Source organism: Methylotenera sp. (assembly GCF_036401095.1).
Classification (GTDB): Bacteria; Pseudomonadota; Gammaproteobacteria; order Burkholderiales; family Methylophilaceae; genus Methylotenera.
Genome location: NZ_DASWWA010000021.1, coordinates 185,353 through 207,471, shown reverse-complemented (window position 1 = coordinate 207,471; position 22,119 = coordinate 185,353). Strand labels below are relative to the sequence as shown.

The window sequence follows — 22,119 nt, the reverse complement described above, 5'->3', positions numbered from 1 at the left end:
TTTGATAGTGAATAAACAGCGCATGCACGGCACCGACACAGGGCATTACCCTTTGCCAGCACTGGCACTTAAACCTTCATGCTATTAATCATTAAGCAAGGCATGCACTTGCTCAATCAGCACCTCATCTTGCACTGGTTTACCCAAGAATGCATTCACGCCAATTTCTGTCGCCACATTACGATGCTTCTCTGCGGTACGTGAGCTAATAATAATTAATGGTGTATGCGAGGTTTGTACGTTATCACGCACGTAACGTGAGAACTCAAAGCCATCCATACGCGGCATTTCAATATCGGTCAGAATAATCGCTGGCGATATAAGCTGTAACTTTTGAATCGCGTCCATACCATCGTTAGCCGTCACCACTTCAAATCCGTCGCGCTCCAATACACGTGACAGCACTTTACGCATAGTGAGTGAGTCATCCACAACCAAAGCAACTTTTTTCAGTTTTTCCACAATAGGCGCAACATTGGTGACTTTAATCGAGCCGCTGGCTAATTCTTCTCTATTGGCGAGCAACACAGGGTTAATCACCAAAATAATGGCACCATCGCCCATCACCGTCGCGCCGATCATGCCTGGCACATGTGATAGCTGAGTACCCATAGGCTTCATAACCACCTCTTGGTTACCAATCAACTCATCTACATGCAATGCCGTGCGGTAAGCACCGCTGCGTAAGAGAACGACAGGCGTATAAGTATGTGCCTGCGCTATGTGATCAGCATCGCCAACAAGTTTGGACAAGAAGTGTAATGGATACTCTCGTCCAGCCCAGCTGATTTTGTTTGCGTTATAAGCATCGCTTAAATCTAATGATTTAAGTTTTTGCACCTGCTCAACCATCACAGATGGGATGGCATAAATTTGCGTACCAACTCGTGCAAGTACCACCTGCGCAACAGATAACGTCACCGGCAAGTAAATATTGAACATCGCACCTAAACCAGATGCGTTGCTCACATCAATACGTCCGCCTAGCGCCGCAATATCGCTACGCACTGCATCCAAGCCCACACCGCGTCCTGCAATCTGTGAAACGGTGTCTGCTGTTGAGAATCCAGGCTCAAAAATAATCGTCATCAGCGCTTGATCAGACACTTCTTGGTCTGCACCAAACAACCCTTTCTCAACCGCTTTCTGTTTGACTTTAGCCAAATTCACACCGGCGCCATCATCGGTAATCACCAGTGTAATTTCGTCGTTTTCCAAGCTGATTTTCAGCTTGATATGGCCAACCTCAGACTTACCTAGTTTTACGCGCTCAGTGGTAGACTCAAGCCCGTGCGCAACAGCATTACGTAGTAAATGCTCTAACGGGGCACCCATTTTATCCAGCACGCCGCGATCAAGCTCAATGCTTTCACCCTCAATGGTCATTTCAACGCGCTTATTCAGCTCTCTGGCCGTTTGGCGCACGATACGCTGCAAACGCTCAGATATGGTCGAGAACGGTAACATACGTACCGTCATCAAGCCTTGCTGTAACTCACGGTTCATACGGTTTTGTTGCTGCAATGCCGCATCAGTCTGATCTAGGTTTAGCAACAAGCCATGTTGAATCGTAGCCACGTCGTTTACACTCTCGGCCATCATACGGGTCAGCTCTTGCAAACGGGTAAATCGGTCAAACTCTAGCGGGTCAAACGTTTCATTGGCTTCTTGCAGCAAGCTCATACGAGATTGCAACTGTGTCTCTGCCTCAATTTCTAGCTCACGCAGATAAGTACGCAGCCTGCTGATACTATCCGTCAAATCGGTTGATGACTGTTTGAAGTTCTGCATTTCTCTGTCCATACGAGAACGCATAATAGAAACTTCACCTGCCTCATTAATCAATCTGTCTAGCACGTCAGCACGCATACGCAGGAACTGCGTTTTACGCTCGCTCTGTCTGGTTGATTTTGGCGTAGCCGCTTTAACTTTGGCTTGTGCTGGGGTATCGTTAGCCACAGCGCTGCTCATGTCTCCTACCACGTCTTCAAGCATGTAACCGATACGGTCAAACTCGACAAACATCGCATCAAAATCATCTACACTGACTTGATGCCGTAACGCGCGAATCACGTGATCTTCCATCCCATGTACGCTATCGCCGATTGCAGCCTGCCCAGCCATACGCGCACTCCCCTTCAGCGTGTGCAATGCACGTTGCAGGGAGTCTGGATACTCAGCCTCTTTAGGGTTAATACGCCAGCCTCTTAAATCTTTACCGATTTGCGGAATAAGCTCACGCGCCTCTTCCACAAACAAAGCCAATAGCTCATCATTAACGATGGCGTCTTTTCGCTGCAAGGCCTGCTCTGCGGCCAACAGTACACTCGGCTCTACTGGAAACTCAAGCAAAGGCTCAGCTTGCACTAGATCATCTTGAACAAGGTCAGCTAGAGCAAGGCCTGCTGCTGCAAGATCAACTCGAAGAGGCCCATCCTCTAGCATGGCTTCAACCGGCACTTCTGCGACTTTAGCTTTTGACCTGGATTTTTTCTTAGACTTCTCTGTCCGCTCAATTTCAAGTACGGCAGCTTCCGCTTCTTGCGCAGCAGATGCCTGCATTGCCGCAGTGGATTCACTCAGGGCTAAAATTAATGCACGTGAGGATCTTGGGTTTTTAAGCGCCTTGGCTTTTTCTAAACCATCCTTCAGCGCCTTAACCACATTGCCATACAGTGAAATGTGCTGTGCAGTCCAGGCACTATGATGCTCATCTAACCAATGTTCTAGAGCACGCGCCAAGTCACCAATTGCTTTAAACCCGGCGGTGAGTGCATTACTGCCCAAGGTATGTGCGGCACGGCAACTTTCCGCGGTGGGTAAGTCAGTCGAGTTCTCTACCAAGGCTGCCTGTGCATCAATCAATGCCTGTAAATGCTGCTGCGCCTCACCCAGGAATATATTGAAGAATGCTTTACTTAACTTACGAGTGCCACCTATCAGCACTTCTTCTTTTTGTACGGCAGGTTTAACCATTGCAGCATTTTGCTCAAGCTCGCTGATTAATGTCGCAGCTTGCTGCTGGAATGGTGCCGGATTGAGCGCAACTTTTTGCGCTTGCTGCAGTTCCGCTACCCAATTTGCAAATGCAGCACTGACTTTCTCTACAAAAGCCAAAATAGCCGGCGTTGGAAAGGTTTTGCGCTCCAAGACTACATTAAGCAAATGCTCAACAGCCCAAGCCACTTCGCCCATTCCTAACAAACCAACGGTGCGCCCACTACCTTTGAGTGTATGGTAAGACCGGCGCACCTCAACAAAGGCTTCGCTATCCGTGGCATTAACACGTAAGGCTTGTAAGTTTTGCGCTAAGCCGGCAAGCACTTCTTCAGCCTCTGCCAAGAAAATATCCAGTAACTCAGCATCAAATGCCTGATCCAACACTTCATCTGCGGTATTTGCAAGTGCGCTAGCTGGTAGTGTTTCAGCTTGAGTAGACTCTACCTGAGTAGCGTCGCCTAAATTTAAATCGATTGCTGACAAATCAATTGGTAGCACATCATCTGTAAGGTCAGGCTCTGTTGAATCCTCCTCTGATGAAATAAGCTCAGTTGAAACTAGCCCTGATGAAGACAACCCAAGTGTATCAGCCGCTTGTTCTAAACGTAACAATGCATCCGCTAGCGCACGCTCTGCCTCACTGTGCACATTTGGCAACTCTTCTGCATACAAACCTAACATACTTAAGTTTTCGGCAATCAACTCAAATACTGGCAAGTGGCCTGTGCTATCGTGTTCTCTAAAATGCTCAACGAAATTGACGCTCAACTGTGCAATTGATTTTGGCACATGCATTTCTAACATATCAAATGCTGCGGCAATTTGTTGCAACGGCTTGCTGGCTTCTTCTAACTCAGCAGTGTTTTCAGGGTTTCTAAAGAAACTATCCAAGGCTTTTTCAACTATCGCCAGAGCTGCTAACACTTGTTTGGCAACAGCCTCCACCAAGGTGGCATCATGCTGAGCCTGCGCAAACTCATCTACAGCCGGTGCCAACGCCTCACCACGCATTACAGCATGTAAGCGTGAGATTTGTGTATTAATTTTTTGATTAGCTTCTGCATCTAACTGCTGGTAATGATCACAACTAGACTCTAGCAAATTCAATGAAGCAGCAACCTCGATAAATGCAACTTCATTTAATTTAGCGGCATCATGTTGTAGGCCTTCTGCGGTTTGATACGTAACGTTAAATAGATTAACGACACCTTCATGATTAAGGCCTTGCTGAACAGTGTTGAGAATATGTTCAAATTTATTGACTAATGTTGCTAAATCAAGCGCGCTGGCTGCCACATCATTAACACTAATGCTAGCCCATAAATCTTTAAGGGTTGGGATATCCGCAATTAACTGCGCCAATGCTGCCTGTTCAGCTGCGTTAGAGCTAGTTACCTCAGTTACCTGCGCTTCTGAAGGCAAAGCGGCGTCTAGTTCAAATGTATTTTTAACAGCTGAAATCGTGTCTGTGCTTCTATCACTAATCGCAACGTAATAGAGTAAATCTCGCAATAAACGAGATGGGACTTTAGCATCACCCATCGCTACATTACGTAATTGACGGTCTAGCTTGCTACACAGTTTTTTTGCACTTGGGTTATCTGCTACTTTTTCTTGCGCGAGTGCATCGGTAAAGGCAGAGGCAGTCCACCACAGTGTTCTTGGTGCACTTTTTGATTGCACCTGCTGCACTTTGGCAACCGCAAGGCGCATGCCATCTAGCGCCAACGCATCTTTAGTACGTAACCAATCCAGCAAAGCCTTTTGAAAGGCAGCTCTTTGCTCTGATACAAAAATCGGGATTGTAGACTCTTCAATCGGGTTGCTTGGTAAGTCTTTAGGCGCGCTGTTATCTACATCTGGAAAGAATAGTTCACTTTCATCCAAGGTCTCGCCTTGCACTTCAACGATAGGTTTTAGCGCCTTATAGAGCCTAATGGGTTGGTCTGGCTGACCATTAAGAAGGTCTTGCAGGTACTTAGACAAGACTTCCACAGCACTAATCAGGTGTTCCATTACTTCGGGGCTCACCGCAATTTGCTGTTTTGCCAAGCTATCAGCTAGTTTCTCGAGCTCGTTGCAGTAGCGCTTGCAGCCTTCTAAGCCAACCATATCCAGCGCACCGCTCACTTGATACAGATGCGCAATGGTAAACCTCAAGTTCGCAAACTCACTTGGATTCTGATTGACCTCATTAAAACTTTCCAGCACCTTTTTCAGTGACTGATCAATCTCATCTTTAACCCAAGACAACGGGCCAGTATCAAATGCTTCAGGCATTATTTACTTCCATTTTCGGTGTGTAGTTTTTCATGGCGTTTTATGTGTCTTATGCTAAAAATTAAACTTCTACGCAAAATATTTCGTGTCTTAAAGTTTAAAACCAGCTACTGAGTCACGTAACTCTTCCGCCAATGATGTGAGCTGACCCACAGATTCAGCAGTAAGTTTGGTACCTTCTGTTGTCTGCGTTGTAATCTCTTGAATCATCTGCATGTTGTTTGACACGGTTGTGGCTGATTCAGTTTGCGCATTAGTCGCGGTTGAAATCGATTGAATCAATCGCGCCAGATTGGTCGTAACAGACTCAATCTCGTTCAGTGCCTGTCCTGCAGCATCCGCAACACGTGCACCCTCAACCACACCCTCGGTTGATTTCTCCATCGCCGCCACAGCGCCGTGCGTATCGGTCTGAATCGTCTTCACAATCGCACTAATCTGTTTAGTCGCCTCAGATGAACGTTCCGCCAGACGCTGAACCTCCTCCGCAACCACCGTAAAGCCTCGGCCAGCTTCACCAGCAGAAGCAGCCTGAATCGCCGCGTTCAACGCCAGAATGTTGGTTTGTTCGGTAATGTCTGAAATCAGCTCAACGATCTCACTAATTTCTTGTGAGCTTTCACCCAAGCGTTTAATACGTTTAGAGGTTTCCTGAATTTGGGTACGAATCTCATTCATCCCTGAAATCGTATTCTGTACCGCTTGTGAACCCTGAATCGCCGCCTCTAGTGAGCGCTGCGCCACCTGAGAAGCCTGCTCCGCGTTGCTAGATACTTGCAAAATAGAGCGGGTCATGTCGTTAACCGCCTGTGTTGTTTGTGTAATCTGCGCCGCTTGTGTTTCAGCAGCTGTAAGCAACTGTTCTGAAGTACCCTGCGCGACAGATGTTGCAGAAGTCACCTGCTCGGTAGCACGGTTAATCTCAACCACAAGGTCTCGCAAACTATCAATCGTATAGTTAATAGAGTCAGCAATCGCGCCAGCAATGTTATCGCGCACTTCCGCTTTTACAGTTAAGTCACCATCCGCCAAGTCACCCATCTCATCTAGCAGTTGCAATACCGCTTCTTGGTTTTCCTGGCCCTCTTTTGCTAACTGGCTAGTTAAGGTAACTGACTGCACAGCCTGTTTCTTACCGTAAAAATACATCAAGCCTAGCAACACCAAACCTAGTAACAACAAGCCAACCAATACCAATCGAATAAAACTCGTTTGCGACTCAATCAATGACTTGTTTTCTTTGGCGATCATTTGAGTAAAGGTGTTACCGGCTTGTTTAGAAGCCTCAAAAGCAGCCGTCAGCTCAAGCAATGGTGCAGATGCGGCCACGGTTCCTAGTGGTAGTGCTGGAACATAGCGTTTATTTGCAACCTCAAAAAAGTTGGCACCGGCACTGATCACCTCTTCCAACGGTGCAGCCAGTTTTTTATTACTTAAATTCTTACGCCAGTATTCAGAACGCTCTTTAAACATCGCCTCACTTTTAGCAGCATTTGCCAAGGCATTGTCACGTTTCTGATTATTAAAGCTAGTAGAGGCAACATACGCCTCGTTATATGACGCAAAAGCGTCCAACGGGAACATTGGCGGCGGATTAGTGTCTGCGGTTAGTCGGTCATAAGTATCTAGAACATTATAGATAGGCCCGTTCACACGCACCTGATTAATTACCCAGAAGCTCAGCAAGGCGAATAAAATAAATGCAACAATCTGCAAGAAAAGCTGGCGGTAACCCGCGCTCATACTACCGCTATCAGAGCTGGTTTTTTTAGCGATGGCTGAGTTAGAAATTTTTTCCTTAACGTTCGTCAAGAACCCACCCATCAACGAGCCTATTTGTGGTGGCAGGCCTTTTATAGCTGCAAGATTTAATGCCATTGTTAACCCCGATTTCTAAATTTATTTGCTTACTTAATCACTAGGATATCAACACTAAGTTACCTTAAATTTATGCTTACGCAATTATATTGGCTGCACGAAGCTTTTATTTTGAACTAGCGCTTCTACATCAAGCTCGAGCCAATCTCCACCTTCAGCATCCTTATACACATTTAAGCTAAAAAAATCAGCTTCATCTTCTGCAGACTGAAGCTGCATACCTTGAATGCTACGCAGGCCAATCAAACTATCCACCAGCAAAGCTACTTGCGCGGTAGATTCTGTACTGAGTAATAAAATTCGATTATTAGCAGATTTAGGCGTTGGCGGCATACCCAAAAACTGCGCTAAATCTGAAATACTGTATAAATTACCTCGTACGTTTGCAACGCCCAAAAACCATGGCTTTGTAAAAGGTACCAACTGCATTGGAGGAACGGGCAACACCTCTTTTACGTCCTGCAAGTTGATTAAGAACCTTTTATCGCCGACAGTGACGCCTAAACGGGACGAAGATTCTCCTCCAACCTGGCTAGCGGCATCTTTCAGCTTAGAAAGTATCGCTTCTTGAAACTCACGTAAATTAGAAGTTTGTGCCACGATTAATTATTAATCCTAATCAGTACCATTAAAAACATTAAAGAATATGCATGATTAACAACTCAAGTTCATCAACCTAAAGCTGATTAGCCTATCGTTTTAATAATAGCCAGTAAATCCGCCTCAACTACTGGCTTGGTCACACAGGCTTTAGCGCCCATCTTTAATGCCCAAGCCAAATCAGTTGCTTGCGACTTACCCGTACACAGCACGACGGGAATATGCGCAGTTGCAGGGTTTTTTGTCAATGTGCGCGTCACCTGAAAACCGGTCAAGCCAGGCATCACTACATCACACAACACAAGGTCAGGCGGATTAGTGCCTACTTTAGCTAAACACTCTTCACCACTTTCAGCCCCTACTACACGGTAGCCTGCTGTCTCTAGCATTTCAGTTAGAAAAAAACGGTCTGTTGCAGAATCATCAACCACTAAAATAGTTTGTATTGCCATATTCAATCCACCTCTTTTTGATTACTTTTAGCCTTAGCAGCATAGATTTGCACTGCTTCAATCAGCGTTTCTTGGGTAAAGGGTTTGGTAAGGTATTGGTCTGAGCCGACCATGCGGCCACGTGCCCGATCAAACAAGCCATCTTTGCTAGATAGCATAATGACAGGCGTGGCTTTATAACGGGCGTTTCTTTTAATGAGAGAACAGGTCTGATACCCATCAAGTCTAGGCATCATAATATCAACAAAAATCAAATCGGGATGTTCATTCGATATTTTTGCTAACGCATCAAAACCATCTTCAGCGAGTATCACTTCACAGCCAGACGCCTTGAGGAATATCTCAGCACTACGACGAATCGTATTGCTATCATCTATCACCATTACCTTGATTGTTGAGAGCTGATCTAATGTCAGCTTTTCTTGAAACGGCTTTTCCTGGCTCACCAGTAAGCTCCTTTATTTTGTATGCATCGCTTCTTTAGTATCATTTCTGCACTTGTTATATTTCATTTTATATACAGTCTGTCTGAATAAGCAATACCATTATTATATTAATCAAAAAAATAATAATATTTATTTCAATCACTCTAAAGGGTAATCTATAATAAAATTACAATTTATTACAACTGTCAGAATACAATAAAAATCTTAGACAGTAATAAATATTTTTAAAGGTCGATGTAGGTCACCAAGGGATAAGCATGATAATTAGACAAGAATCATTAACAGCTAAAATGTCGCTCAAAGATTTAGCCTCCACTTCACCCCTACCATCCGCTAACTTGGTATTGGTATTTGGATCAGTAAAGCGCTTTAGTGAACCAAAACTTCAAAGCACCTTAAAAGCACGTTACCCAACAGCGCAAATTATCGGATGTTCAACCTCTGGTGAGATCACCGCTACTGGCGTTTATGATGACAGTTTGCAAATCACCGCGATTTTATGGGAAAAAGCCGTGCAGCGCGTTACCCATACCAAAATGACCGGCATGCAAAACTCATTTGAAACCGCAGTCACCCTGGCAAAACAATTAAAATCAGACAGCTTAAAAGCTGTGCTTGTGTATTCTGATGGCCTAAACGTCAACGGCTCTGAGTTACTGGAGGGCTTTAAAAGCGAACTCGGCGAAACCCCAATTATGGGCGGCATGGCTGGGGATGGTTTTAACTTTACCAAAACTGTACAACTCTTTAACGACACTGCCTCTGATGGCTTGGTGATTGCCGTAGGCTTATATGGCAACAGCTTAATTGCCGCCACCGGCGTTGGCCGGGGCTGGAAGCCATACGGCCCACCGCGCAAAGTGACTAAATCTGATAAAAACGTGGTGTTGGAGCTTGATGGCAAACCTGCGCTACCGCTTTATAATATGTATATAGGCGCACACTCAGCTAAAGAACTGCCAGGTAGCGGCTTAAAATTCCCTTTTGCGGTAATTGAAGAAGGCAAGCGCGATATTGAGAAGATTCGCACCCTGCTCGCTATTGACCCTAAAGCCAACAGCCTGACCTTTGCCGGCAACGTAGCTGAAGGCGAAACCGTACGTTTATGCCAATCTACGCATGACCGCTTGGTAGAAGGCGCTGGCGATGCCGCGCATTTAGTATCTAGTCATGCTAACGTAAACCAAACTGGCTTAGCCATCTGTGTAAGCTGTGTTGGCCGTAAAGGTGTAATGGCAGAACTGGTGGCGGACGAAGTTAAATTAGTACAGCAAATTTTAGGTAATCAAACAGCTATTACCGGCTTTTACTCATACGGTGAATTTGCACCTAGACCAGATACTAACGATAGCGTATTGCATAACCAAACCATGACTATTGGTTATTTGAGCGAAGACCTACTCGCTTAGTAGGCGATAAAATCAATTAATCAGAGTGTAAACGGGCTATAGTGTTAGCAAACCCATTACTAACCCACAATTAATTTATGGTTGATTGGTTTAACTATAAACGATAAAGTTAGCCACTTTATAACAAAGGAGAATTAAGCATGGCAACAGTGACCCTCAAAGGCGGCCCAGTTAACGTAGGCGGCAATCTGCCACAAGTAGGCCAAACAGCACCAAACTTTGAACTAGCCGATGCAAAACGTGTGACACAATCACTCGACGCATTCTCTGGCAAACGCAAAGTGTTAAACATTTTCCCAAGCATTGACACACCGACTTGCGCAACTTCTGTACGCACATTTAACCAAAAGGCCAGCAGCGTAGCTAACACAGTAGTGTTATGCATCTCTGCAGACCTACCTTTCGCACAAAGCCGCTTTTGTGGCGCAGAAGGCATTGAAAATGTAGTAACACTATCTACATTCCGCAACACTGCTAAATTTGCAACAGATTACGGTGTATTCATTACAGACAGCAGCCTAGCTGGCTTAACAGCACGTGCAGTTGTAGTGCTAGATGAACACAACAAAGTATTACACAGCGAATTAGTAGCTGAAATTGCAGACGAGCCTAACTACGAAGCAGCTTTAGCTGTTTTATAATTGAGCAAGGTTTGAATAAAAAAGCCCAGCAGATTAGTTTGCTGGGCTTTTTTCATACCTCTCACAACTCTTTATCAAAATAAACATCCTTTGAGAAAAGGTTTCATGTAAATTAGGATGGCTATTTTATGTTAGTGAATTATGGTTCCTGTATACACACCAATAACTGAATCTGAAGCAGCTGTTATTTCTGCAATGCTTGAAGCATATGAAGTTCCATTTTTCATTCGCGGTGGGAGCTTTAGTAAGCTTTATCCGGGTATGCAAATAAAGGATTACAACACTCAAACATTCATGGTTCCAGCGGAGCACTATGACTTTTCAAGAGAGTTATTATCAGAATTTATAAATCCAAGCAAAGAAGAGCTTGCCGTTTTGCCTAAATGGTCATTATTGCGAACTCTACGTATTTTATTTGAGGCTATATGTTATGGGTGGGTTATTCCTGGTAGGCGTTGGGACAAAAATGACAAGTAGCCTCCCTAACTCATCATTATTCAAGCAAGACCAGATAAAGCCTTCCCTTGAACTCAAACGTTAGGCAATAACACGTGAATACATCAGACATTGTTGCAACATTCGCACTAATAATTAGTTTTGGAAGTTTTTATATCGCTAAAAAATCCTTAGATTTTGCTATTGAAATGCAAAAAACAACAGAGAGGAAACTAATTGAAAATGAAAAAGCAGAACTATTGAGGCAAATTTCAGATAACAAATCAATTCTAAATAATGCACGTATTGAAATTGGAGCCTTACAGGCTAGCTTCGGTATAGAGACACAACCGGTAAAAGAGCTAATGAAAAACTATACGAATCTTTTTACAGGTTTTCTACCTTCAATTGAAAGAGCTCTAGCCCTTCTTGAAAGCGATTACGCTAACCTTATCAATTGGCATGGTGAAATGAGCTATTCAGATATTATGCGAACTAAAGCAACAAGCTATGAAGCTTTGAAACAGTATGAAACCTCTCATGAGCAAGCCATTCAATGCATCGCAATTTTCAAAGAAAAACTAAAGCAAGCTAAGGACTATGCTAATCGTGCGACTAGACCAAATGCCTAACCGTACTCCTTAATTCAAACACTAGCCCTTAATGAGCTCGAATCAAAAAGCAATTTTGAAACTGATTGCATATGCCTGGGCTGCACCCAACACATTGCTGGGTATATGGCTTGGGCTGGTAATAATTGTTTTTGGTGGCAGAGTGCACTTTATGGATGGAGTAGCTGAATTTCATGGCGGCTCGGTGGGTAATTTTTTTGCAACACGCCCCCGTCCATTTTGCTTTGGCGCGATAACCGTTGGTCATGTCATTTTAGGTACATGCCACAACGAGCTTAACGCACTGCGAGCGCACGAGCATGTACATGTTAGACAATACGAGCGATGGGGAGTATTTTTTTTGCCGGCTTATGCTTTATCTAGCTTGTGGGAAGTATGTAATGGCCGTAATGGTTACTGGAATAACTGCTTTGAAAGGCAGGCCTACGCGGAGGACGCTAAGCAGAAACAGCAAGCTAGCCAATTAAGTGAAGCACCCAATGAAGCCAGTTAACCCTAAGCTTCAACCTTAACAAAATCGCCTTCATCTGCACCTGCAAATAGGGTCAATAAGGCCTGAGTGTTAAGTGCAAGTGCATAGCCCAACACCCCGCTCCCGATGACTACTGTCTCATAATTGCGCACGCTTTTATCTACCAAGACACGCACTGTTTCTGGCAATGCAATCGGCGGCACTGCGCCTACCACATAGCCGGTTGCTTCTGGCACTTCGTCATACACTGCCATGCGCAATTTACGCTCATTAAGGTGTTTGCGTAGTATGCCCCAATCAGCACGGCCACCGCCAGCCACGGCCAGTAATACAAATTGACCAGACTCGCCTCTGAACACAACACTGCGCACGACAGCGTTGGGGTTTAACCCTTTGCTACTGAGCAGTTCTTCTAGGCTGCGTATTGGCTTTTTATCTTCACTCAATGGGATTTCGATGACATCAAAAGCAACCACTTGCTGTTCAAGCAGCTGGGTTACCGGAGATTGAATTGCATTGCTCATCTTTTGCTCCTAAAACAATAGTGCCAATCAATATGCTAGTTATTCATACGCGCTGTATTTAGCGTTGCTGCCTTTGCATTTTTCTACTGGGTATTTTTGCGCGTTCAGGTCTATTTTTTTATTGGCGGCTTCAATTAGATCCACACCGCACACTTCGGCAATCCGTAGCAAATAAACCAAGGTGTCAGATAACTCTTGCCCAACTTGCTCTTTAGTCTCGGCGTTTAAATTGCGGCTTTCGTCTTCTGTCATCCACTGAAAATGCTCTACCACCTCGCCCGCTTCTACTATCATGGCCATGGCGAGGTTTTTAGGTGAGTGAAACTGTGCCCAATCACGCTCGGTGACAAATGCATTGACGCGGGCTCTTAGTGCATCTAATGAGTCTGCCATGTGGGTTCCTTATGCCTCTGGTTTATCTTTTCGGTTAGAGCCTGCTACCATTTTGATTTCAAATAAACGGCACTCTAGCGGGCCGTTAAACAGCGGTGTTTTTTTACTTGGAGATAAACGCATAAGCTTAGGCATGCGTAAATCATTGGTAAGGAAGTAAGTGTTCCAGCCTGCAAATTTGTGTTTAAGCGTTTCGCCCATTTTTGGGTAGAGCAAGGTGAGTTCTTCATCTTCACCAATACGCACGCCGTAAGGTGGGTTAGCCACTAACACGCCATGATCAGCTGGTGGAATCACGTTTAACATATCAACATGCGACACTTGCACCGCCTCTAACAAACCGGCAGCTTCCAGGTTTTGCTTGGTCACGCGTACTGCGCGCAAATCCATATCCGAGCCGTATATTTTTTGGAAGCTGACTTTTTTAACTTTGCTTAAGGCTTGGTTTTTAATCTTTTTCCAAGTGTCTGATTCAAACGTTTTCAGTTTTTCAAAACCAAATTCACGCTTAATGCCAGGCGCCATATCGAGTGCCACCATAGCCGCCTCTAGCAGGAATGTACCGCTGCCACACATTGGGTCTAACAATGGCTGCCCTGCTTGCCAGCCTGTGAGTTTTAAAATGCCTGCGGCTAGGTTCTCACGCAATGGCGCTTCAATACTCGCGCCGCGGTTGCCGCGCTGGTATAGAGCTGCACCTGAGGTATCAACATAATATTGATACTCATCTGTAGTTAGGTAAGCATGGATACGTACACTTGGTGTTTTAGTATCAATGTAAGGACGACTACCTACTGCTAACCTGAATTTATCGCAAACCGCGTCTTTAATTTTTAGTGTTGCAAATTCCAGGCTCTTTAATGGGCACTTAACGCCTGTTACTTTAACCATAAAGTCATGTTTTACATCAAACCATTGCGGCCAGTTCATTTTGTAGGCGGCATTGAATAAGTCTTCCTCATTCAGGTATTTACCACGACCAACCTGCCACAAAATACGGGTAGCAATACGCGAGTGCAAGTTAGCCGCATAGCACACGGACCAATCGCCATCAAAGCTCACACCGCCATCGGTCACATTCACCACTTTTGCGCTAACTTGTTTAAGCTCATCCGCCAGCAGTTGCTCTAAACCACGTGGACAGGTAGCGAAGTAGCGATTAGGTGCTTGCCTGTTTGGCTGCGCCGGTCTATTTTGCTGACCCTGCGGTTCACGTGGGCTGCGTTGGTCACGCGGGGTATTTTTATCAAGTGCCATAAATTAACGATCGCTTTTCATAAATATTCGGTTATTACTACTATTGTTATTGTCTGCCAGTTTTTCTACAAACTGCATAAATTCAATTTTGTGTGTCTTTTCTAAAAGCTTCGCACGGTCACGCAGACTACTTAGCCTTAAATCTGCAATGCCTTGCTTAAAGCCAAATACAGCAATATTGCCAGGCTTACCAGTGCGCAATATCAGCACACGCTGATTAAAGCTCTGCTCGATTCTAGCCAGATACACATCAAACTTTTTATCACTACCCCAGAGGTTAATCACAAATACGCCATCATCTTTTAGGGTTTGCGCGCATTGATCAAAAAAGTCTTGGCTACAAAAGTTCGGGGGAATGCCATTGCTATCAAAAGCATCAATAAATAAAACGTCAGCTACTTCTGTGTGCTCAGCTAAATAAACTAAGCCGTCACCCTCGATTACCTCAAATTTTTCATCATTATCTGGCACAAAGAACTGATTTTTAGCCACTTGGATGATTCTAGGGTTAATTTCAACGACAGTGCCCTTAATCTCTGGGCAGTGTGCATAAACATACTTAGCAACTGAGCCGCCACCCAAGCCTATCGTCAGCATGTGCCTAACGTTACTGTGAAACAACAAAAAACACATAATGGCACGCGTATAAGTGAGCTCCAGCTCAAACGGCTCTCTAATCCGCATGGCACTTTGTACGGTAGCAGAACCTAAGTGCAGCGCACGTACTCCATTTAGTTCACTGACATCGACGGCTTCACTCAAAGCTGCATGCGCAAAGCCTTTTAGCATTTTTTTTGCCGCAGTAAACACTTAAGCCGCCTCCACTTCAGTTCCCTCATCCTCGGCAGGTATTTCGGTAACAACCGCTTCATTCTCTAACACTTGCAGGAACTTAGTCCGCAGTTCCATCATAAGTGTATCCACTTCTTGCACTTGCAAACTCACACGCGTACCCACTTTTAATTCGGGCAGGCCATAGACTTTGGTCATGTAAGGTAGATTATCCAAGCGCACCAAATTTTCGCGCCATACCGTGGCGTGTACTTCTTGAATGTCTTCTTGAATCAAATACTGCAAGCACCAATAACGCTCCATACGAATCTGAAACTCGCTGTACGCTTTATAGGTAAGCTCAAAGTTACGCATATGTGTGGTGAGCGCATCACTATTTTGCGGATAAACCGGTGGCTGATTTTGTACCACGCTGATAATTTGTCGCTGGTTGATTAAATCAACCGCGCGGCGTAATGGCGATGTGCTCCAAGAGTATTGCGCAACACCCAAGCCCTGATGCGGCTCGGCTTTAGTTGTCATGTAAACTTTACCGCCCATTTGCGCACGGTATAATCCCGGCACTTGGTGACTAGCTAATAACGCACCCCATTGGCTATTAGCTTCAATCATCAACTCGGCAACTAACTTATCCATAGGCGAACCACGATGGCGCCCTACGATGCTCACTTTGCCGTCATTTACGTAAAAGTTGTAATCTACCTGCGGCGGTTTTGTTGGGTCGTATTTGCCGCGCGCTTTTTCTAAAGATTCTGCCAGGTTAAATAAAAACAACAACTTAGACCAATACGGGTGGCCACTATCCTCCGCCAGCGTAGTTTCGTTAAAGTATGGCTCCAGCGCGTCATGTCGCAGGTTTTCTGCCACCTTAATCAACTCCACTTTACTGTGGCGCTGTGCAATCGTGAGGTCAGGATTCACATGCAGATACATCGATAGTACCGGTTTAATCTGCCCTTCATCTAAGCTAAACGGACGAATAGCCGACTCCGGCAGCATGGTGATTTTATGGCCAGGCATGTATACCGTAGATAAACGATGCATCGCAGCGAGGTCTAAAGGGCTATCCACTTCAATACCCAGTGCTGGCGCGGCAATATGTATACCAACGCACATTACGCCATCGTCAAGCTGGCGCATAGAGAAGGCATCATCAATCTCGGTTGTGGTACTATCGTCGATACTAAATGCCTCAGCTTCGGCCATCGGTAAATCAAAGCTGATACCCGCAGACAAGGCCGATAATTGCTCATCGGTAAACGCCTCGCCTTTTGCAAAATACTCGCGCAAGAAAGCACCTAAGTGATAATCATGCACAGAAAGAATCGCACCACATGCATGCAACAATTTAAGGTGGCTCAAGTGCAAAGCATCGGCAGCCGTATCTAACACTTTAAATTCAAATGCGTTTTTATCTGGCTCGTACAGCAGCATGTCGCGCTTTTGCATTAACTCTTCTGGCATCGTCAGCGCTTTTAGCTGCTCCACATAACCAGCCATTTTTTCTGCTAATAAACGCTTCTTCTCCAGCCCAGCTAATGCCGCTTTTAAAATATCCGCAGGCGCCGCTTTATAACGGCCCTTACCCTTGCGGTTAAAATAAACTGGTGCGCTGTGCAGGCGAACAGCAATAGCAGCAGCCTCTAAATGTGTTGGTTTTTTACCGTAATATTCTTGCGCAAAGTCTTCAAAGTTAAACTCAGCCTCGCCGCAGCACTCCCACAGAAAATCAAGCTCAAGTTTATCGGCCTCAGCTTGCGCGGTTTCTAAAAAGCCAGACAATGGCGCTTCAAAACGCAGCAAGACATTAGCTGCCTTGATTTTGCTACGTTTTCCGCTAATTGATTCAACTTGCATCGAGCTTTCAGCCTCGCTCATTATGCTGGCAACCTTAAAGTTACCGTCTTCTTCGTAAAATACGTTCATTCCGTTTTTTCTATTTCCAATATAACCGCAATGATACATTAGCCAGCCTATGATTCACTGCAAAAAATTGTAACTTTAAGTAAGGCAAACCATCTAAAATGCTGGTATGAGAACACTTAATTTTGATAATCGCTTTTACAGAGAACTACCGGGTGATGCAGTTACCGCCAACTACACGCGTCAGGTAAAAGATGCACTCTGGTCTAACGTCATGCCTACTCCAGTAAAAGCGCCATTTCTAATGGCTTACTCCAGCGATGTAGCCGAGATGCTAGGGCTGTCTGATGCTGACATGCACGACCCAGCCATGGTGAGCGCTTTAGGCGGCAACCAGTTACTAGAGGGCATGCAGCCGTACGCCACTTGTTATGGTGGGCATCAATTTGGCAACTGGGCTGGGCAATTAGGTGATGGGCGTGCAATTTATTTAGGCGAACTGGTACACAAAAACCAACGCTTTGAGCTACAACTCAAAGGTGCTGGCGAAACGCCCTACTCCCGGCGTGCCGATGGCCGAGCCGTGTTGCGCTCTTCACTACGTGAATTTTTATGCAGTGAAGCCATGTACTACTTAGGTGTGCCGACTACCCGCGCATTAAGCTTGGTAAAGACCGGCGACCAAGTGGTACGTGATATGTTTTATGACGGTAACCCGCAAATGGAACAAGGCGCGATTGTTTGCCGTGTAGCGCCATCGTTTACGCGCTTTGGGCATTTTGAGCTTTTAGCCAGCCGTGGCAACCATGCGCTTTTAAAAAAAATGATTAGCTTTACGATAGACCGCGACTTTAGCGATTGGTTAAAACAACAAACGCACAGCTTAACCAAAGATGAACCCTCTACAGCACTCATTGAAGCTTGGTTTACAGAAATATGCGAACGCACAGCGCGCATGATTGCTCACTGGATGCGCGTAGGCTTTGTGCACGGTGTAATGAACACAGACAATATGTCGATTACCGGCCTCACCATTGATTACGGCCCTTACGGCTGGATAGATAACTTTGATCCGGGCTGGACCCCAAACACCACAGATGCACAAGGCAAGCGTTATTGCTTTGGCAGGCAGCATGATATTGGACGATGGAATTTAGAGCGTCTTGCCGACGCACTCTCGACCATTTTGCCAGATGCCGTAGGTTTGAATCATGCGCTAGACCAGTATGAGGCTGTTTATACCCAAAGCCTGATAGACGCTTTAGTGGGTAAGTTCGGTCTCGATAATTGGCAAGATAGCGATGGTGAACTGATTAACCGCTGTTTTGAGCTAATGACTCGTGCGGAAGTGGATATGACCTTATTTTTCACTAACTTGCCGCATATCAACTTAGCCGCACCCAATATTGCAGATTTAAAAATTGCGTTCTACACCGAGCAAGGTTACACCAACTTTGAAGCAGACTTTAACGATTGGTTAGCGCAATATGCCAAGCGTATGGCGCAAAGCACGGAATCAACTGTGGCAAGACACGCGCGCATGGCTAGCCACAACCCGCGTTATGTGTTGCGAAATTACCTAGCACAAGAAGCAATTGATTTAGCAGAACAAGGCGACACCAGCATGATTGAAGCGCTGCTAAAATTGCTGCGCAACCCCTATACAGAACAAGCAGGCATGGAAAGATTTGAACAAAAACGTCCGGATTGGGCAAGGCACAAAGCGGGTTGTTCCATGCTCTCCTGTAGTTCATAATGCGCACCTAATTCAGCACAGTTACTCATGAGCACACAACAAATCTTTACCGATGCCGGCTTACGGTCAACCAAAGCACGCCTTGCTGTACTTACTGCACTTACTAGCGCGCGCACAGCACTGAGCCATTCTGAAATTTTAGAGCAAATGGCCAGCCAAAAAGAGTTTGACCGCGTAACTATTTATCGAGTGCTAGATTGGTTAACAGAACATCATCTGATTCATAAAATTTCAGGTGAAAACCGTGCATGGAAATTTCAGTTTTCACACAATACTTACAAACGTAGCGAAGCTAGTGCTGACAAAAAGCAGCTACTACCAAACGCACACCAGCATGCTCACTTACACTGCACCTCCTGTGGTGAAGTCACCTGCATACATGAAGTAAAACCACAGTTTCCAAAACAAGTATTGGAGCTGTACCATGTTGAATCGATTGATATTAATATCAAAGGCTTGTGTCAGCAGTGCAATACGCAAACACGCTGACATTCAACTTTAGCAATACCCAAATAAATGCAATATAAGCAAATTCAACATTTAAGATAAATCTCAATATGGACAAACGCATCCCCGTTACACTGCTCACAGGCTTTCTAGGCTCAGGTAAAACCACTTTACTCAACAAACTGCTAAGTGACCCTAAAATGCACGATTCAGCCGTTATCATCAACGAACTTGGCGAAACAGGCTTAGACCATATTTTGGCCACGCAGGTAGATAGTGAGCATATTGCGGACAACACGGTATTATTAAATTCTGGTTGCGTTTGCTGCACTTTAAAAAACGAGCTGGCAGACACTATGCGCGATTTATTCTTCAAGCGCGCATTACAGGCAATCCCGCAATTTAACCGCTTAGTGATTGAAACCACCGGCATGGCTGATCCGGGTCCAATTTTAGGCAATTTGATGAATGAGCCAGTGATTGAGTCAACCTTCAGGTTAGATGCAGTTGTCGTAACTATTGATAGCGTTTATGGTTTAAGTCAGTTAGAAAATAACGTAGAAGCCCTCAAACAGGCTGCTGTAGCCGATGTTCTGTTACTAACTAAAACCGATATCGCAGAATCGTCACAGATACAGGCACTACAGGAGAAACTGGCGGAAATTAACCCGGGCGCCAATCAACATTTGATTCAGCACGGAGATATAAACCCGGATCACATCATTGATGTTGGCTTATTTGACCCCGCAGGTAAAACTGCAACGCCACAACGCTGGTTACGCAACCCAAGCAAAACCAGTGCACCTAAAGGTACCTTGCCACAAAAACCACATCAGGACGGCATCACCAGCTTTACTGTCACCATGCCAAAACCACTTAACTGGCGCGATTTAAAGCCTGTAATTTTGAAGCTGTGCCAAACTCATGGCGCCAAACTATTACGCTTAAAAGGCATTATTCACGCAGAAGACCAGCCTGCACCGCTCGCGATTCATGCCGTGCACTTCACTCCTTACCCACCCACATTGCTAGAGGGTTGGGATGAAGAAGATGCAATGTCACGCATTGTCATTATTGGTAAAGATATTGATGAGGCAGAAGTGAGAAAAGCATTGATGCAAATGTAGCCAATCGGCAACTCAAGCCAGGGCTTAAACGCACTACGGCGTTGCAACGCCTAAATCACTCTACATGACCACGCTGGCTAGGTTTACGTTGTGTAGGGCGTACTACCAAATTTGGTTTTACTGGCACTGTTTTCCAGCTAGGCTTGAGTGGCGTCATGCCTACTACGCGTTTTTTTGCCACAATAAAATATACGCCACCAATTGCCGATAGCCATTTTGCCCCCAGCTTATCCATAAAGCCAAAGCGGCGATGCCAAGAATCTTGCTCGCAAGGCGGCGTATGGCAGCACATTTGCACTGAAACCACCTCAAACCCTAGCAAGGCCAACCAGTCTTTCAATCGGCCCAAGCCAATAAAGCTGCCATTCCACGGGAAACTTTTCGCAGCCGCATCATTATTGTGCAGTAAGTTTCTCAAGAACAACGCCATGCCCCACAAACTGAGTGGATTAAAACCTGATATCAACAAATGCCCTTCCGGCATCATCACGCGCTCTGCTTCACGCAGCGTTTGGTGGGGGCGCTCACTAAACTCAAGCCTATGCGGTAAGATTAATAAATCTAAACTCGCATCTGCGATAGGTAGAAAGTCATCGCAGCAATATAAATGTGGGAACTCGGCAGCGTTAATATACTCTGTAGATCTGTATCGGTTGGCGATGCGTGAACTGCGTAGCAAATCCATTTGCAAGCAGCCAATTTGCAGTGCGTTAAACCCAAATAAATCGACCACCGCCTGGTCATACAGCACCTGCTCTTCCTGTTGCAAGTAACGACCAAGCGCTGAATTTAGCCATTGATGCTCTGGATGCAGCGGTGCAGATGTATTTAGTTGCTGGCTCATAGCGTTGATGTCACTTTAATGGAATTAAAACAAACTATATTTTAGTAAAGTAATATACTTAAGCAGATGATAGACGATATACAACATCCATTACAAATTATTCCAATTCCGGCTTTTAGCGATAATTATCTGTGGCTTATACATAACAATCGCAAAGCGATTGTGGTAGACCCCGGAGATGCAACACCTGTCATTAACACCTTAAAACAGCTTGGTTTAGATTTACAAACCATCTTAATTACCCACCACCATCAAGACCATATAGGTGGGGTAGATTTACTACTAAGAACATATCCTGATGCAGAAGTTTTCGCCCCAAAATTAGAGCAGTACACATTTGCACACAAGCCGGTAAGTGAAACTGACCAACTGTATTTGGGTGATTGGATTAGCAGTGCAAAGGTGATTGATGTACCGGGGCATACACTTGGTCATATCGCTTACTATATTGAGCATCAGGCACAGCAATGGCTATTTTGCGGTGACACTATGTTTGGTGCAGGCTGCGGCAGGTTGTTTGAAGGCACGCCTGCGCAAATGATGACATCGTTGCAAAAACTGGCAGCACTACCGTCGAGCACACAAGTTTACTGCACACATGAATACACGCTGCACAACATTAACTTTGCTCTCAGTTTAGAGCCTAGCAATATGTCGCTAGTTAAGCGCCAGCAGGATGCAAAGATGTTGCGCACATCAGGCCAGCCAACTTTACCTTCCACCCTTGCATTAGAGCTGGAAACTAATCCTTTTTTACGCTGCCATATGCCTGAAATTCAAGCATCTTTAAATACTGAAAAAGCAGAAATCTTACAAACATTCAGCGCAATGAGAGCGCTTAGAAACTCATATTAATCATGAAGATAGACAA

Annotated in this window: 20 protein-coding genes; 9 read left to right on the top strand and 11 right to left on the bottom strand. The window is 45.1% G+C overall.

Features of this window, described 5'->3' with window-relative positions; all coding sequences use genetic code 11:
* Nucleotides 1-84: 84 nt before the first annotated feature.
* The 5 genes from VGD82_RS11150 to VGD82_RS11130 all read right to left on the bottom strand — a co-directional run bounded on the left by VGD82_RS11150 (nt 85) and on the right by VGD82_RS11130 (nt 8,593).
* A complete protein-coding gene (locus tag VGD82_RS11150; protein WP_331020453.1) occupies nt 85-5,280 on the bottom strand; it encodes an Hpt domain-containing protein in 5,196 nt (1,731 codons plus the stop codon).
* A 90-nt stretch (nt 5,281-5,370) separates the two neighbouring features.
* A complete protein-coding gene (locus VGD82_RS11145) occupies nt 5,371-7,158 on the bottom strand; it encodes a methyl-accepting chemotaxis protein (RefSeq protein ID WP_331020452.1) in 1,788 nt (595 codons plus the stop codon).
* 84 nt (nt 7,159-7,242) lie between these two features.
* Complete coding sequence (locus VGD82_RS11140) at nt 7,243-7,758, bottom strand: chemotaxis protein CheW (protein ID WP_331020451.1); 516 nt, start codon at nt 7,756-7,758, stop codon at nt 7,243-7,245.
* An 86-nt stretch (nt 7,759-7,844) separates the two neighbouring features.
* Complete coding sequence (locus VGD82_RS11135; protein ID WP_331020450.1) at nt 7,845-8,210, bottom strand: response regulator; 366 nt, start codon at nt 8,208-8,210, stop codon at nt 7,845-7,847.
* A gap of 2 nt (nt 8,211-8,212) precedes the next feature.
* Nucleotides 8,213-8,593, bottom strand: a complete 381-nt coding sequence (locus VGD82_RS11130; RefSeq protein ID WP_135276513.1) for a response regulator — start codon at nt 8,591-8,593, stop codon at nt 8,213-8,215.
* Between the two features lie 320 nt (nt 8,594-8,913).
* Here VGD82_RS11130 and VGD82_RS11125 point away from each other — a divergent pair, with 320 nt between their 5' ends.
* From VGD82_RS11125 to VGD82_RS11105, 5 genes are all read left to right on the top strand, one after another.
* Entirely contained in the window at nt 8,914-10,065 is a 1,152-nt protein-coding gene (locus VGD82_RS11125) for an FIST signal transduction protein (protein WP_331020449.1), read from the top strand.
* 140 nt (nt 10,066-10,205) lie between these two features.
* Nucleotides 10,206-10,706, top strand: coding sequence for a thiol peroxidase (gene tpx / locus VGD82_RS11120; RefSeq protein ID WP_015832237.1), 501 nt, complete (start codon nt 10,206-10,208; stop codon nt 10,704-10,706).
* 141 nt (nt 10,707-10,847) lie between these two features.
* Nucleotides 10,848-11,183: a hypothetical protein gene (locus tag VGD82_RS11115; RefSeq protein WP_331020448.1), complete on the top strand. Its 336-nt coding sequence runs from the start codon at nt 10,848-10,850 to the stop codon at nt 11,181-11,183.
* A gap of 74 nt (nt 11,184-11,257) precedes the next feature.
* Complete coding sequence (locus tag VGD82_RS11110; protein WP_331020447.1) at nt 11,258-11,773, top strand: hypothetical protein; 516 nt, start codon at nt 11,258-11,260, stop codon at nt 11,771-11,773.
* A gap of 31 nt (nt 11,774-11,804) precedes the next feature.
* Nucleotides 11,805-12,266, top strand: coding sequence for a signal peptide prediction (locus VGD82_RS11105; protein ID WP_331020446.1), 462 nt, complete (start codon nt 11,805-11,807; stop codon nt 12,264-12,266).
* A 2-nt stretch (nt 12,267-12,268) separates the two neighbouring features.
* Here the strand turns inward: VGD82_RS11105 and VGD82_RS11100 are convergent, their stop codons facing one another.
* From VGD82_RS11100 to VGD82_RS11080, 5 genes are read right to left on the bottom strand one after another with little or no spacing between them, the layout of a single operon-like run.
* Nucleotides 12,269-12,769 carry a YbaK/EbsC family protein gene (locus VGD82_RS11100; RefSeq protein ID WP_331020445.1) on the bottom strand — a complete coding sequence of 167 codons (501 nt, stop codon included), beginning with the start codon at nt 12,767-12,769 and terminating at the stop codon, nt 12,269-12,271.
* A 39-nt stretch (nt 12,770-12,808) separates the two neighbouring features.
* Nucleotides 12,809-13,162, bottom strand: coding sequence for a nucleotide pyrophosphohydrolase (locus VGD82_RS11095; protein ID WP_331020444.1), 354 nt, complete (start codon nt 13,160-13,162; stop codon nt 12,809-12,811).
* A 9-nt stretch (nt 13,163-13,171) separates the two neighbouring features.
* Nucleotides 13,172-14,419 carry a THUMP domain-containing class I SAM-dependent RNA methyltransferase gene (locus VGD82_RS11090; RefSeq protein WP_331020443.1) on the bottom strand — a complete coding sequence of 416 codons (1,248 nt, stop codon included), beginning with the start codon at nt 14,417-14,419 and terminating at the stop codon, nt 13,172-13,174.
* Nucleotides 14,420-14,422: 3 nt separating this feature from the next.
* Nucleotides 14,423-15,229, bottom strand: coding sequence for a polyamine aminopropyltransferase (locus tag VGD82_RS11085; protein ID WP_331020442.1), 807 nt, complete (start codon nt 15,227-15,229; stop codon nt 14,423-14,425).
* Entirely contained in the window at nt 15,230-17,137 is a 1,908-nt protein-coding gene (locus VGD82_RS11080) for a ribonuclease catalytic domain-containing protein (RefSeq protein WP_331020441.1), read from the bottom strand.
* 106 nt (nt 17,138-17,243) lie between these two features.
* On the opposite strand from VGD82_RS11080, the gene VGD82_RS11075 reads away from it, so the two are divergent.
* The 3 genes from VGD82_RS11075 to VGD82_RS11065 all read left to right on the top strand — a co-directional run bounded on the left by VGD82_RS11075 (nt 17,244) and on the right by VGD82_RS11065 (nt 20,404).
* On the top strand, nt 17,244-18,830 hold the full coding sequence (locus tag VGD82_RS11075) for a protein adenylyltransferase SelO (protein WP_331020440.1): 1,587 nt from the start codon (nt 17,244-17,246) through the stop codon (nt 18,828-18,830).
* Between the two features lie 27 nt (nt 18,831-18,857).
* Entirely contained in the window at nt 18,858-19,319 is a 462-nt protein-coding gene (locus VGD82_RS11070) for a Fur family transcriptional regulator (RefSeq protein WP_331020439.1), read from the top strand.
* A 68-nt stretch (nt 19,320-19,387) separates the two neighbouring features.
* Nucleotides 19,388-20,404 carry a GTP-binding protein gene (locus VGD82_RS11065; protein WP_331020438.1) on the top strand — a complete coding sequence of 339 codons (1,017 nt, stop codon included), beginning with the start codon at nt 19,388-19,390 and terminating at the stop codon, nt 20,402-20,404.
* Nucleotides 20,405-20,459: 55 nt separating this feature from the next.
* Here VGD82_RS11065 and VGD82_RS11060 read toward each other — a convergent pair whose 3' ends face one another.
* Entirely contained in the window at nt 20,460-21,248 is a 789-nt protein-coding gene (locus VGD82_RS11060) for a class I SAM-dependent methyltransferase (protein ID WP_331020437.1), read from the bottom strand.
* Between the two features lie 66 nt (nt 21,249-21,314).
* Between VGD82_RS11060 and gloB the strand changes: the two genes are divergently transcribed.
* Nucleotides 21,315-22,103, top strand: coding sequence for a hydroxyacylglutathione hydrolase (gene gloB, locus VGD82_RS11055; protein WP_331020436.1), 789 nt, complete (start codon nt 21,315-21,317; stop codon nt 22,101-22,103).
* Nucleotides 22,104-22,119 lie beyond the last annotated feature (16 nt).